At 64.7% G+C, this 13719-nt stretch carries 15 protein-coding genes; 3 read left to right on the top strand and 12 right to left on the bottom strand.

Features of this window, described 5'->3' with window-relative positions; genetic code table 11:
* Positions 1–6: 6 nt before the first annotated feature.
* The 9 genes from AC1RRP_RS14240 to AC1RRP_RS14200 all read right to left on the bottom strand — a co-directional run bounded on the left by AC1RRP_RS14240 (position 7) and on the right by AC1RRP_RS14200 (position 7849).
* Positions 7–300, bottom strand: coding sequence for a hypothetical protein (locus AC1RRP_RS14240; protein WP_493037246.1), 294 nt, complete (start codon positions 298–300; stop codon positions 7–9).
* A 31-nt stretch (positions 301–331) separates the two neighbouring features.
* Positions 332–616: a FixH family protein gene (locus AC1RRP_RS14235; RefSeq protein ID WP_493037244.1), complete on the bottom strand. Its 285-nt coding sequence runs from the start codon at positions 614–616 to the stop codon at positions 332–334.
* A gap of 13 nt (positions 617–629) precedes the next feature.
* On the bottom strand, positions 630–2087 hold the full coding sequence (gene ccoG, locus AC1RRP_RS14230) for a cytochrome c oxidase accessory protein CcoG (protein ID WP_493037242.1): 1458 nt from the start codon (positions 2085–2087) through the stop codon (positions 630–632).
* Positions 2088–2102: 15 nt separating this feature from the next.
* The gene (gene ccoP / locus AC1RRP_RS14225) at positions 2103–3020 is read right to left on the bottom strand and encodes a cytochrome-c oxidase, cbb3-type subunit III (protein WP_493037240.1); all 918 of its coding nucleotides are present in this window, start codon (positions 3018–3020) and stop codon (positions 2103–2105) included.
* A gap of 21 nt (positions 3021–3041) precedes the next feature.
* Positions 3042–3179 (bottom strand): cbb3-type cytochrome oxidase subunit 3, encoded by a 138-nt coding sequence (locus AC1RRP_RS14220; protein WP_493037238.1) that lies wholly within the window; start codon positions 3177–3179, stop codon positions 3042–3044.
* Positions 3180–3200: 21 nt separating this feature from the next.
* Positions 3201–3827, bottom strand: a complete 627-nt coding sequence (gene ccoO / locus AC1RRP_RS14215; RefSeq protein WP_493037236.1) for a cytochrome-c oxidase, cbb3-type subunit II — start codon at positions 3825–3827, stop codon at positions 3201–3203.
* Between the two features lie 13 nt (positions 3828–3840).
* A complete protein-coding gene (ccoN, locus tag AC1RRP_RS14210) occupies positions 3841–5277 on the bottom strand; it encodes a cytochrome-c oxidase, cbb3-type subunit I (protein WP_493037234.1) in 1437 nt (478 codons plus the stop codon).
* 77 nt (positions 5278–5354) lie between these two features.
* Positions 5355–5492, bottom strand: coding sequence for a cbb3-type cytochrome oxidase assembly protein CcoS (gene ccoS / locus AC1RRP_RS14205; protein ID WP_057676374.1), 138 nt, complete (start codon positions 5490–5492; stop codon positions 5355–5357).
* Positions 5492–7849 (bottom strand): heavy metal translocating P-type ATPase, encoded by a 2358-nt coding sequence (locus tag AC1RRP_RS14200; protein ID WP_493037232.1) that lies wholly within the window; start codon positions 7847–7849, stop codon positions 5492–5494. Before AC1RRP_RS14200 ends, ccoS begins: the two co-directional genes overlap by 1 nt.
* Positions 7850–7961: 112 nt before the next feature.
* Between AC1RRP_RS14200 and AC1RRP_RS14195 the strand changes: the two genes are divergently transcribed.
* The 3 genes from AC1RRP_RS14195 (at position 7962) to AC1RRP_RS14185 (ending at position 10263) form a co-directional block, all read left to right on the top strand.
* Positions 7962–8405 carry a universal stress protein gene (locus AC1RRP_RS14195; RefSeq protein ID WP_493037230.1) on the top strand — a complete coding sequence of 148 codons (444 nt, stop codon included), beginning with the start codon at positions 7962–7964 and terminating at the stop codon, positions 8403–8405.
* A 163-nt stretch (positions 8406–8568) separates the two neighbouring features.
* On the top strand, positions 8569–9381 hold the full coding sequence (locus AC1RRP_RS14190) for a hypothetical protein (protein ID WP_493037228.1): 813 nt from the start codon (positions 8569–8571) through the stop codon (positions 9379–9381).
* Between the two features lie 66 nt (positions 9382–9447).
* Positions 9448–10263, top strand: coding sequence for a hypothetical protein (locus AC1RRP_RS14185; RefSeq protein ID WP_493037226.1), 816 nt, complete (start codon positions 9448–9450; stop codon positions 10261–10263).
* Positions 10264–10330: 67 nt separating this feature from the next.
* Here the strand turns inward: AC1RRP_RS14185 and AC1RRP_RS14180 are convergent, their stop codons facing one another.
* The 3 genes from AC1RRP_RS14180 to AC1RRP_RS14170 are packed head-to-tail and all read right to left on the bottom strand — an operon-like array spanning position 10331 to position 13713.
* Entirely contained in the window at positions 10331–11863 is a 1533-nt protein-coding gene (locus tag AC1RRP_RS14180) for a malonate--CoA ligase (RefSeq protein ID WP_493037224.1), read from the bottom strand.
* Between the two features lie 17 nt (positions 11864–11880).
* Positions 11881–12669, bottom strand: coding sequence for an enoyl-CoA hydratase/isomerase family protein (locus tag AC1RRP_RS14175; protein WP_493037222.1), 789 nt, complete (start codon positions 12667–12669; stop codon positions 11881–11883).
* 45 nt (positions 12670–12714) lie between these two features.
* Positions 12715–13713 carry a Bug family tripartite tricarboxylate transporter substrate binding protein gene (locus tag AC1RRP_RS14170; RefSeq protein WP_493037220.1) on the bottom strand — a complete coding sequence of 333 codons (999 nt, stop codon included), beginning with the start codon at positions 13711–13713 and terminating at the stop codon, positions 12715–12717.
* Positions 13714–13719 lie beyond the last annotated feature (6 nt).

Raw genomic sequence — 13719 nt, 5'->3', positions numbered from 1 at the left:
GTTCTTTCAGCAGCAGCCGTCCTGCTTGGCGCAGGCCTCGGGCCGTTCGTCCTGCGGCAAGGGGCAGTGGTTCAACTCGAAGGGCGACAGCGCCAGCAGCGTCGTGAGCGCGCTGGAGAGCATGGTGATGCCCCAGAAGACGAAAAAGGCGATGGTGTAGATGCCCTGGCGCGACAGCTCGACCGGTTGGCCGAACCAGTGCAGGTCATGCGGATCGACCATGGCAAACACCAGCATCTCCAGCACACCTGCGACCAGAAAGGCCGGCCAGGCGATCCACATGAGTTTTTGCAGTTTCATCGCGCCCTCCTCGTATCAGGTGGCCGGGGATTCAAGGCTTGTCCGCCGGCCGGGCCGGCACCGGTGCGCCCGTGGCAGCGTGGTTGCGCGCCTGCACAGCCGGCGCCAGGCTGGCCGGATCGGCCTCGAGCGTCTTGTTGATCTCGATGCCCTTGCGGTAATAGTCCTCGCTGACCACCGGGTCGGGTCGGCTCACGGCCAGGTAGAGGGTGATGAAACCGGCGATCACCACGATGATCGGACCGGCCAGCACCAGCCAGACGTGGCCGAACTTCCACCAGGGCGCGGCCGGCGCGGCATTGTTCTTGTCATTCATACTGCAAGGCTCCTCAACGTGGCACCAGGAACACCGACTTCTCGCGCAATTGCGCTGACGTGTCGCGTGCGGTGATCTCGAAATGGATGGGATGGGTGCCAGCGGCGGCGCCCTCATAGGGCAACTGCACGCGCACCGCAACCCAGCGCGATTGCGTGGCGTCGACCCCTACCTCCTCCTCGGAGGCCACCGACAGGCCCGGCAGGCCGCTGACCGTGATGCGGTAGTGCTGTCCGGACTCGGTGGCATTCATGATCTGCAGACGGTAGACGTTCTCGATCATGCCGCCGGACACGATGCGCGCCATCACGCCACGGTCGCGCACCACGTCCACCTTGAAGGGCGTGCGCAGCGCCAGGCTCACCAGCATGGCCATGCAGACCCCGGCCAGGATGGAGGTGTAAACCAGCACCCGGGGACGGAACACGTGCCGCCAGGTCTCGGCGCTTGTCCACTTGTTCTTGATGGCGTTCTGCGTCGAGTACTTGACCAGGCCGCGCGCGTAGCCCATCTTGTCCATCACGGTGTCGCAGACGTCGGCGCAGGCGCCGCAACCGATGCACTCGTACTGCAGGCCCTTGCGGATGTCGATGCCGGTCGGGCAGACCTGCACGCACAGGCTGCAGTCGACACAGGCGCCGAGCTTCAGCGCCGCCGGGTCGGCCTTGCGCGAACGTGCGCCGCGGGGCTCGCCGCGCTCTTCGTCGTAGGTGACGATCAGGGTGTCCTTGTCGAACATGGCACTCTGGAAACGCGCATACGGGCACATGTACTTGCAGACCTGCTCGCGCATGAAGCCGGCATTGCCGTAGGTGGCAAAACCGTAGAAGATGACCCAGAACACCTCCCAGGACGACATGCGCCACTGGATGAACTCCAGACCCAGCTCCTTGATCGGCGTGAAGTAGCCGACGAAGGTGTAGCCGGTCCACAGCGCCACGGCCAGCCAGGCCAGGTGCTTGCCGCCCTTGCGCGCCAGCTTGTTCAGGGACCATGGCGCGGCGTCGAGCCGCATGCGGGCCGAGCGATCACCTTCGATCCGGTGTTCGATCCACAGGAAGATTTCGGTGTAGACCGTCTGCGGACAGGCATAACCGCACCACAGGCGCCCGGCCACGGCCGTGAACAGGAACAGCGCGAGCGCGGAAATGACCAGCAAGCCGGTCAGGTAGATGAAGTCCTGCGGGTACAGGACCAGGCCGAAGATGTAGAAGCGGCGCGCGCCCAGGTCGAACAGCACGGCCTGACGCTGGCCCCACTCGAGCCAGGGCAGGCCATAGAAGACCAGCTGGGTCAGCCAGACAAAGACCCAGCGCCAGCGGCTGAACAGGCCGCTGACGCTGCGAGGATAGATTTTCTGCTGGGCCTGGTACAGCGAGACCATCTCCGCGTCATCGGCATCGACGGCCGAAGCCGGCGCCTGCGCGACGATGGGGATGATCTTCTGGCCCTTGGGGTCTGATTCTGTCAACTGAACGCCCAGCCCTCAAGGGGCCGCCACCTTGTTACCGCCGGAGCGACTCCAGACATAGGCCGACAGGACGTGGATCTGGGCTTCGCTCAGTTTTCCTTCCTGGGCCGGCATCTGGTTGACCTTACCGTTGTTGATCATGGCGACGATGGCATTCTCGCCATAGCCGTGCAGCCAGGTGTCGTCGGTCAGGTTGGGCGCACCCAGGGCCGTGTTGCCCTTGCCGTCCATGCCGTGGCAGGCGGCGCAAGCACCGAACTTGGTTTTGCCCAGCGAGGCGCGCAGCGAATCGTGCGGGCTGCCCGAGAGGCTCAGCACATAGTGCGCCACGTTCTTGACGTCGTCGGGGGTACCCACGGCCGCAGCCATGGGCGGCATGTTACCCATGCGGCCCTTGGTGATGGTTTCCTTGATCTGTTCGGGCGCACCGCCATACAGCCAGTCGCCGTCGCTCAGGTTGGGAAAGCCCTTGCTGCCGCGGGCGTCGGAGCCGTGGCATTGCGCACAGTTGTTCATGAACACGCGCTCGCCGATGGCCAGGGCCTGCGGATCGCGCGCCATGTCCTGCACGCTCATGGCGGTGAAGCGGGCATACAGGGGCGCCACTTCCTTCTCGCCCTTGGCCATCTCGGCCTCGTACTGGCCCTGCTGGCTCCAGTTCAGCTTGCCCGGGCTGGTGCCCAGGCCCGGGTACATGGCCAGGTAGATCAGGGCAAAGACCACCGTGATGATGAACAGCCAGACCCACCAGCGCGGCAGCGGGTTGTTCATCTCGCGCAAGTCGCCGTCCCAGACGTGACCGGTGGTGTTGTCGTTGGCGGTCATGGCCTTGGCCTTGCCACTGACCCAGAGCAGGACCAGGCAGGCAATGATGCCGACCAGGGTGACCACCGTGACGAAGACCGACCAGAAGTTGCTTGTGAAATCGCTCATTTTTCTTCCTTTGACGGCGCGTTAATCCTGCTCGAAAGGCAGTTGGGCGGCCTGCTCGAAATCGGCCGCATTGCGGCTCGACCAGGCCCACAGCACGATGCCGATGAAGCAGATCAGGCCCGCAACGGTGACTGCGGAACGAAGTGTGTTGACGTCCATGATGGGGTCTCCGTCTTTTCTTTACTTGAGGGCCGTGCCCAGAACCTGCAGATAGGCGATCACGGCGTCCATTTCAGACTTGCCCTTGACCTCCTCGCTCGCCTTGGCGATCTGCTCGTCGGTGTAGGGAACGCCGACCGTGCGCAGCGCCTTCATGTGCGTCGGCAGCGAAGCCGCATCAACCATGTCCTTGTTCAGCCAGGGATAGGCCGGCATATTGGACTCGGGCACGAGGTCACGCGGGTTGTTCAGGTGGATGCGGTGCCATTCGTCGCTGTAACGACCGCCCACGCGCGCCAGGTCAGGACCGGTGCGCTTGCTGCCCCACTGGAAGGGGTGGTCGTAGACCGACTCGCCCGCCACCGAGTAGTGCCCATAGCGCAGCGTCTCGGCGCGGAAGGGACGGATCATCTGCGAGTGGCAGTTGTAGCAGCCCTCGCGGACGTAGACATCACGCCCGGCCAGCTGCAGCGCGGTATAGGGCTGGATGCCCTTGATCGGCTCGGTGGTGGACTTCTGGAAGAACAGCGGGACGATCTCGACCAGGCCGCCGACCAGCAGCACCAGCAGGATCAGCACGATCATCAGGAAGTTGTTGGTCTCGATCTTCTCGTGCGAGATGCCGCTCGATTTGGTGTTGTTTGCCATGGTGTATTCCTTCTCAGGCGTGGGCAGCGGCGGCCGGGATGGTGACGTTGGTCGCACGACCGGCGGTGGCCGTCTTGATCACGTTCCACAACATGACCAGCATGCCGCCGAGGTAGAGCAGGCCGCCCAGCAGGCGCAGCACATAGAACGGGAAGGTCGCCTTGACCGACTCGACGAAGGTGTAGGTCAGGGTGCCGTCCGGGTTGATGGCACGCCACATCAGGCCCTGCATCACGCCGGCAATCCACATGGCCGCGATGTAGATCACGATGCCGATGGTGGCCGTCCAGAAGTGCACCTCCACCGCACGCATGCTGTACATCTGCTTCTGGCCGAACAGGCGCGGGATCAGGTAGTACATGGAACCCATGGTCACCAGGCCGACCCAGCCCAGGGCGCCCGAGTGCACGTGGCCCACGGTCCAGTCGGTGTAGTGGCTCAGGGCGTTGACGGTCTTGATCGACATCATCGGGCCCTCGAAGGTGCTCATGCCGTAGAACGACAGCGAGACGATCAGGAAACGCAGGATGGGGTCGTCACGCAGCTTGTGCCAGGCACCCGACAGGGTCATGATGCCGTTGATCATGCCGCCCCAGCTCGGAGCCAGCAGGATGAGGGAGAACACCATGCCCACCGACTGGGTCCAGTCCGGCAGTGCGGTGTAGTGCAGGTGGTGCGGGCCGGCCCACATGTAGGTGAAGATCAGGGCCCAGAAGTGCACGATGGACAGGCGATAGCTGTACACCGGGCGCTCGGCCTGCTTCGGAATGAAGTAATACATCATGCCCAGGAAGCCGGCGGTGAGGAAGAAGCCCACGGCATTGTGGCCGTACCACCACTGGACCATGGCGTCCTGCACACCGGCGTAGGCCGAGTAGGACTTCATGAAACCGGCGGGAATGGCGGCGCTGTTGACCAGGTGCAGCAGTGCCACGGCGAGGATGAAGGCGCCGAAGAACCAGTTGGCCACGTAGATGTGGCGCACCTTGCGGGTGCCGACGGTACCAAAGAAGACAACGGCAAAGGCCACCCAGACCAGGGTGATCAGGATGTCAATCGGCCACTCCAGTTCGGCGTATTCCTTGCCCTGGGTATAACCCAGCGGCAGGGAGATGGCGGCCAGCACGATGACCAACTGCCAGCCCCAGAAGGTGAAGGCCGCCAGCTTCTCGCCGAACAGCCGCACCTGGCAGGTTCGCTGCACCACGTAATAGGCCGCTGCGAACAGGCCGCAACCGCCAAAGGCGAAGATCACCGCATTGGTGTGCAAGGGCCGCAAGCGACCGTAGCTCAGCCAGGAGATGCCGAAATTGAGTTCAGGCCAGGTCAGCTGGGCGGCAATGATGACGCCGACCAGCATGCCGACCACACCCCAGACCACCGTCATGATGGCGAACTGTCTGACAACGCTATCGTTATAGACCGTCGCTTGTTGGTTTGAAAATGCCATGTGCACCTCTCTTCTTGATTAACCCTATGAAGTCTGCGCTTTTAACCCTGCCAGGGGTTTGACGAATATCAAAGCGTTCAGGAATCCCTCAGAATTCGCTCGCCTTCGGCCTCGATGTCCTCGAACTGGCCACGCTCGATCGCCCACCACAGCCCGCCCAGGATGAAAAACACCAGGGCGACCGACAAGGGGATGAGCAGATAAAGTATGTCCATCAGATGACTTCCTTGTGACTTGCGTCAACGACCAGCCGCAGTGCATTGAGCACCACCAGCAGCGAACTGGCTGCCATGCCCAGACCGGCCAGCCAGGCCGGCAGCCAGCCGACCACGGCCAGCGGCACGCAGGCCGCGTTGTAGACAACGGCCCAGGCCAGGTTCTGGCGCACGATGCGCAGGGTGCGGCGTGCCAGCGCCAGCGCCCTGCCCACACTGGCCAGCTCTTCACCCAGCACCACGAAATCGGACTGGGCCTGCGCCAGAGGGACGGCCTGGCCGAAGGCAAACGAGACATGGGCACCGGCCAGCGCCGGGCCGTCATTCAAGCCGTCGCCCACTACCACCACCTTGCGCCCCTGCTGCTGGGCGGCCCGGAGAAAGACCAGCTTGTCCTGCGGCGTGCAAGCGCCTCGCGCCCCGCGTATGCCCAGCCGGTCCGCCACGCGGGCCACGGCAGGCGCCGCATCACCCGAGAGGATGCGCACTTCAATCCCCTGGGCCTGCAGCGCGGCCACGGTGCCTGCCGCATCAGGACGGATGTCTTCACCCAGCTCGAAGATGGCGAGCCAGCCCTGCGCATCACTCAGGACCGCATGCGGGCCCGCCGGTGCGGCAACACTGACACCACAATGCGCCTGGGACCCCAGGCGCAGCTCCTGGGTCACACCCCCCTGCCCCGGCAGCGGGCTGACCAGCCCCCGCAAACCCTGCCCCGAAGCCTCATGCACCTGCTCGGACCGCCAGGCCAACACAGCTTCGCGCTGCCCGGCCGCGACCAGCGCCCGTGAAACGGGATGCAAGGACTGCTGCGCCAGCGCCATGGCCATGCCCAGTGCCTGCGCGCGGTCCACCCCCTCGCGGGTCTGCACCGACTGCAGCACCATGGCATCGCGCGTGAGCGTGCCGGTCTTGTCGAACACCACCATGTCTGCCTCGGCCAGCGCCTCCAGCGCCCCCAGGCGACGTACCAGCACACCCTGCCGCGCCAGCGTACCGGCGGCGGCCAGCATGGCCGCCGGCGTGGCCAGCGAGAGCGCGCAGGGGCAGGTCACCACCAGCACGGCCACCGCCACCATCAGCGCATGGCCGGGATCGTGCGACCACCAGAAGGCGGCCGCACCACCCGCCGCCAGCAGCACACCCACCAGGAAAGGCCGTGCCATGCGGTCGACCAGCTGCGCCAGTTGCGGCCGGCTGGTGGCGGCTTGCTCCATGAGCGCCACGATCTGGGCGAAACGCGTGTCGGCCCCGATGCGCTCCACGCGCACGAGCACGGCCGCCGTCAGGTTGTGGCTGCCGGCAATCACGGTTGCGCCCAAACCCCGCGCCAGCGGACGGGACTCGCCCGTGAGCAGGGCCTCGTCGGCCAGCGTGGCGCCCTCGATCACCGTGCCGTCGGCCGGGAAAGCCTCGCCCGGTAGCACCCGCAGGACATCACCGGGCAAGATGCGCCGCACCGCGACACGTTCGAACTCGCCGTCGCTACGGCGGCGCAGCACGCTGTCGGGCAGCCGGTTCATCAGGGCATCCAGCGCGCCGGCAGTGCGCTCGCGCAGCCGCTGCTCGAACCAGCGTCCGGTCAGCAGGAAAAAAACGAACATGGTCAGCGAATCGAAATAGACCTCGCGCCCGAAGATGCCCTGCGGCTCGAAGGTGCCGGCCGTACTGACCACGAAGGTGATGCCCATGCCCAGGGCCACCGGCAGGTCCATGCTGATGCGCCGCTGCAGGATGTCGCGCAGGGCTGCGGAGAAGAAGGGGCCACAGGAAAACAGCATCACCGGCAGCGTCAGCACCCAGGACGCCCAGCGCAGCAGCTGCTCCATCTCGGCCGTCAGGTCGCCGGGCTCGGCCACATAGGCCGGCCACGCATACATCATGACCTGCATCATGCAGAAACCCGCCACCGCCCAGCGCCACAGGGCCTTGCGGGTCTCCTGTCGCCGGCGCTCGCTGGCAAACGCGTCGTTGGCCGGCACGGCGCGGTAGCCGGCCCGGCGCACCGCGTCCATCCAGCCCGAGGGGAGCACGGCATCGGCCTGCCAGAGCACGCGTGCGCGCCGGCTGCCCGCACTGACACTGGCGACGCTCACGCCCGGCACGCTGCGCAGGGCCTCCTCGACCGTCAGCGCACAGGCCGCACAGTGCATGCCCTCGATGATCAGATGGGATTCCCAGCAGCCCGGCCGCTCGTCCAAGGGGCGGCTGAAGGCCGTCCAGGCGGCCGGATCGTCGAGCAGTTGCCCTGCCTCGGCCGGTGGCACGGGCTGGGACGGCCCCGCACCGGGCACAGTCTGGCGTTCTCCAGATACCGACAGGAGTTGCGCAGACACGGCAAGACTGGCAGATTGCATGGTGGTCAAGCGTAGCTGGCAGCACCCGACTCCAGCTTGATATGGATCAAGACCATAACAGAACCCGGTGGAGTAATCTAGAGCCGCTCGAACAACCCAAGGAGATCGAACCATGTACCAACGCATCCTCGTCGCCACCGATGGCAGCACCCTGTCCAAGAAGGCCGTGAGCAGCGCCCTCGCTCTGGCCAGGCTCAGCGGCGCCGAAGTGGTCGCCCTCAAGGTGGTGCCGCGTTATCCGCAAAGCTATTTCGAAGGCGGCCTGGCCCTGCCCTTGAACGACATCAACAAGATTGAAAAGCAATGGGCCGCGCATGGCCAGGCCATCGTGGACACCGTCGCCAAGTCGTCCGCCGCCAAGGGCCTCACGGTCAAGGCCGTCATCGCCAAGTCCGATCTGGTCAGCGAGGCCATCATCGCCACCGCCAAGAAGCACAAGTGCGACCTCATCGTCATGGCCTCCCATGGCCGCAAGGGCATCAAGCGCCTGCTGCTGGGCAGTGAGACCCAGCAGGTGCTGACCCACTCGCACATCCCGGTGCTCGTGCTGCGCTGACGCCCCCCGGGTTCGTAACCCGAGTTTCTGCAGGCCTGGAGCACCTCTGTGCTCCAGGCCTTGTTGTTTCTTGTCTACGCCACCCAAGAATTGCTCCCCCATCTGATAGGATTTTTAGGTGGTCATTGATGCCATCCATAACTAATTTCAAGGAGGATCCCCGATGCTGAAATGGACAGCCCCCTGGCTGCTCGCGCTGGCCGCGCTACCCGCACTGGTGCAAGCCCAAGACCTGCCCCTCAAGACTGTCACGGGCGGGGATGTCGGCATCCAGGTCTTCGGCCATACCTTTGACGCCGATCGCGATGGCGCCTTCGACATGTGGCTGGACAGCAAGAAGATCGGTCTGGTCGGCAGCATCGTCCAGGTACTGGAAGACGACTGGCACTGGGGTGGCGAAGCGCGTATGGCAACAGGCGTGACCACTTTTTCCAGCGCCGCGCGCGGCAGCAACAGCGGCAACGCCGAAACCCTCACGGAATTCCGCCTGACCCTGGGGCGCGACTTCACCGCGGGCCAGCAAGTGCTCGCCCCCTACGCCGGCCTGGGCTACCGCACCGTTCTCAGCTACCTCAAGGGCTACACGAATGCCGGCTATATCTCGCCCACACGCAGTGGCAACCTGGTGTACCTGCCAATCGGCGTGATCCACCGCTACAGCCTGGGCAGCGATGCGCGCCTGGCCACCACGCTGGAATACGACCACCTGCTGCAGGGAACGCAGAAGACGCTTTACACCGACATTGTCGGTTACACCAGCGACCTGAGCGTGACGCAGAAAAAAGGCAGGGGTGCGCGTCTGAGCCTGGCCTACGAAACCGCACGCTGGTCAACCAGCGTGTTCTTCCACTACTGGAACATCGAAGAGTCCGAAGTCGGGACCTACGCCAACGCGACCACGGTCTTTTCCGCGACCGAGGCACACAATATCAGCCGCGAGCTGGGCATCCAGATCAGGTACCGCTTTGGCCAGTAGACCGGCCCACAAATGGCATGCCGCGGGCATGGCCGGGCCCTACTGTCCACATCAGGGAGCAAACAATTGAAAACCTTCGTCATGATCAGCCTGGCCATGCTGGCCAGCCTCAGCACCGCGGCCTCCGCACAGGGCCTGCCACTGCAGACCACCACGGGCGCAGAGATCGGCATCCAGGTCTCCAGCTACAGATACGAGGAAGACCGCAACGGCAGTTTCCTCATGTCGCTGGAAGGCAAGAAACTCGGCCTCACGGGCAGCTTCACGCAAGCCACCGGTGACAACTGGTACTGGGGCGGCGATCTCCGTTTTGCCAGCGGCAATACCGACTACACCAGTGCCAGCACGGGTGACAAAAGCGCCAACCCCGACAGCTACGTCGATGGACGCGCCACCTTCGGCAGGGACTTCGACGTCGGCAGTCAGGTGCTGTCGCCTTATACGGGCCTGGGTTACCGTTACCTCAACAGCGACCTGCGCGGCTACACCACCACCGGCGCGGCAGGCTACCGGCGCACCAGCAACTACATCTATATTCCCCTGGGCGTGACGCACCGCTTCCGGATGGGCCCCGAGGCACGTTTCGCCACCACCTTCGAGTACGACTACCTGCTCCAGGGCATGCAGCGCTCCTACCTGACGGACGTATCCTCAGGAGGCTATGACAGGGACCTGAACAACCAGCAGCGCAACGGCCACGGACTGCGCCTGAGCCTGGCCTATGAGGCTGAAAGCTGGTCTGCTGGCGTCTTCTATCACTACTGGAACATTGCCGACTCGGACACCGGGGTCTATACCGCACCCGGCCTGGTCTACACCGGCTACGAGCCGCACAACATCACACGCGAGCTCGGCGTCCAGGTGAAATACCGCTTCCGCTGAGAGACCGGATCTTGCCAACAAGAACGCCGGCGATGCCGGCGTTCTTGTTTTCCGGCCCAGGCCGGGATCAGGCGAACAACTGCCTGTACTGGTCGCGCAGCAGGTTCTTCTGCACCTTGCCCATGGTGTTGCGCGGCAGGTCATCCACCACGTAGCATTTCTTGGGAATCTTGAAGTTGGCCAGCCTGGACTTGAGCACGGTGATGACCTGTTCCCCATCGACGGCCGCCCCCGCCTTGCGCACCACCACCGCCACCCCGACCTCACCGAAATCCGGGTGCGGCACGCCCACCAGCGCGCTCTCGGCGACGCCGGGCAGCTCGTTGATGTAACCCTCGATCTCGGCCGGATAGACGTTGTAGCCGCCGCTGATGATCAGGTCCTTGCTGCGGCCGACGATGCTCACGTAACCGCGCTCATCAATCTTGCCCACGTCGCCGGTCCGGAAGTAGCCGTCTTCGGTGAATTCTTCTTTCGTCTTCTCGGGCATGCGCCAGTAGCCCTTGAACACGTTCGGGCCCTTGACCTGGATGCCACCGATCTCGCCCACCGGCAGGGGCCGGCCAGCCTCGTCGCAGACGCGCAGGCTCACACCCGGGAGGGGAAAACCGACCGTGCCGCCGCGGCGCTCGCCCTGGGCGGCGAGGTAGGGGTTGGACGTCAGCATGATGGTCTCGCTCATGCCGTAGCGCTCCAGGATGGTGTGACCGGTGCGCTGCTGCCAGGCGGCGAAGGTCTCGATCAGCAGCGGCGCAGAACCGGCGATGAACAGGCGCATGTTGCGCACGACCTCACGGGTCAAGCCAGGCTCGGCCAGCAGGCGCACGTAGAGCGTGGGCACGCCCATGAATACCGTGGCCTCGGGCATCTTCTCGAGCACGCGTTTCGGATCGAACTTCGCCAACCAGAACATCCTGCTGCCGTTGAGCAGTGCGCCATGCAGGGCCACGAACAGGCCATGCACGTGGAAGATAGGCAACGCATGGATGAGCACGTCACCGGGTTTCCAGCCCCAATAGTCCTTCAGCACCTGGGCATTGCTCAGCAGGTTGCCATGCGTCAGCATGGCACCCTTGCTGCGGCCGGTGGTGCCACTGGTGTAGAGGATGGCGGCCAGGTCATCGGGCTGGCGCTCGACCGGTACGTGGCGGTCTGAGCAGTGCGCGGCCCGCTCCAGCAAGGAGCCGCTGCGGTTGTCGTCCAGGGTGTAGACATGCTGCGTGCCGGCCTTGAAGGCCAGCTTGCTGACCCAGCCGAAATTCTTGCTGCTGCAGACCACCACGGCGGGCTCGGCGTTGCCGATGAAGTATTCGATCTCGGCACTCTGGTAGGCCGTGTTCAGCGGCAGGAAGACGTAACCCGCGCGCAGCGTCGCCAGATAAAGCATCATGGCTTCGACCGACTTCTCCACCTGCACCGCCACACGAGCCCCTTCGGGCAGGTTCAGCGACTGCAGCAGATTGGCCAGCATGGCCGTGGCGCGCTCCAGGTCGCGCCAGGAATAGCTCAGGCCGTTGTCGGTTTCGATGGCCACGGCATCGAGCTGCGTGGGAAAGGCTGCACGCAGTGCGGAAAACAGATTGGCGTTGGGTCGGGACATGGTGCGGTTCACAAAAGTCAGGGAATCGGAACGGAAAATTCGGCGGCTCGCTTGGCCAGAAAGGCGGTGATGCCTTCACGGTGTTCGGGGCTGGCGGCGTAGTCGTAGGCTCGCGCCAGCAAGGCTGGCAGTACGTCGGGTGCGCCGGACTGCAGGGTGCGCAGGGTCTGCTTGTTCAGGCGGGCAGCCTGCGGGGCCAGTGCCACGATGCGCTGCGTGGTGCTGGCGATCTCACCGGCCATCGCCCCTTCGGAAACAACGCGCTGCACAAAACCACGTGCCAGCATCTGCTGCGCCGTCAGCACGGCGGCCTCCAGCAGCATCTCGCGGGCCGTTGACGCCCCGGCCTCGCGCAGGACCAGTGCGGCTTCACGCGGGGCCATGGGAAACCCGAGCCGGCCGATGGGCGCACCGAAGCGCGACGTATCGGCGGCGATGCGTATGTCGCAACAGCAGGCAATCTCGACGCCCGCGCCCATGCAATTGCCGTCGATCTGGGCCACCACCGGCACATCGCAATCGAGCACGGCCTGCAGCCCGCCCCAGACATCGTTCTCGTGAAAGTCACGCAGGCCGGCTTCGCTGAAGCGAAAGTCGGGATACTCGGAAATGTCCCCGCCGGCACAGAAATGCCCCCCCTCGCCGCGCAGCACGATGCAACGCAAGGCGGCATCGCGCTTCAGGGCAACGAACACGGCGCGCAGTTCGCGCCACATCGCGCACGACATGGCATTGAACTTGCCAGGATGGCTGAGCGTGACCATGGCCAGCGCGTCCTGCCGCTGCAGCTGGATACGGCCGCTCATGGTCGAGGCTGCTCCATCAGACGTTCACAGGGTCCGGGCAAACCGTCAATCGAGCTTGGCGCCCGAGAGCTTGACCACCTGCGTCCAGCGCTTGACTTCCGCGCTGACGAACTGGCCGAACTGCTGCGGCGACATGCTGCTGAATTCGGCACCCTGGTTGGCCCAGACGGCCTTGGCCTCGGGGGTGTTGCCGGCCTTGCGGATCTCGTCCACGGCACGGGCCTGCACCTCGACGGGCGTGCCTTTGGGCGCCCAGATGCCGTACCAGGTCTGTACCGTGTACTCGGGCAGGCCCAGCTCAGCCGCACAGGGCACGTCGGGAAACGCGGCATTGCGCTTGGATCCGGCCACCATGAGGGCCTTGATGCGGCCGCCCTTGATGTGGGCAGCCGAGGAACCCAGGCCGTCGAACATCATGTCCACGTTGCCGGCAATCAGGTCCTGCAGGGCCGGACCGGCACCGCGGTAGGGGATGTGGGTGATGAAGGTATTGGTCTGCTGCTTGAACAGCTCCCCCGCGAGGTGGTGCGAAGTGCCGCTGCCGGCCGAGCCGTAGTTCAGACGACCCGGATTCTTGCGCAGCATCTCCAGGAAGGACTTGAAATCACTTTCGGTGACCTTCTTGGGGTTGACCACCAGGACCTGCGGCACCGTGGCCACCAACGCCAGCGGCACAAAATCCTTCTCGATGTCGTAATCGAGCTTGGGGTACATCGAGGGTGCAATGGTGTGGTGCACCGCCCCCATGAAGAGGGTGTAGCCATCCGGCTGGGCCTTGGCCGCGATGCTCGCGCCCAGCGTGCCACCGGCGCCACCGCGGTTATCGATGATGAGCTGCTTGCCAGTCAAGCGGGAAAACGATGCCGACAGGGGACGGGCAAAGGCATCGGTGCCGCCGCCCGCAGGAAAAGGCACGATCATGGTGACCGGCTTGGTCGGCCAGCCGGACTGCGCCTGCCCCAACAGGGGCCCGGCGGCCAGGCCGGCCGCAGCCAGGCGCAGGATGTCGCGTCGGGTGCCGCGGAAGGGAAATGAGGTTGTCATGCTTGT

The sequence above is a fragment of the Hylemonella sp. GW821-FHT12C09 genome, assembly GCF_058807395.1.
Note: the sequence above shows the minus strand (reverse complement) of the source record. Positions and strands in the feature narration are given on the sequence as shown.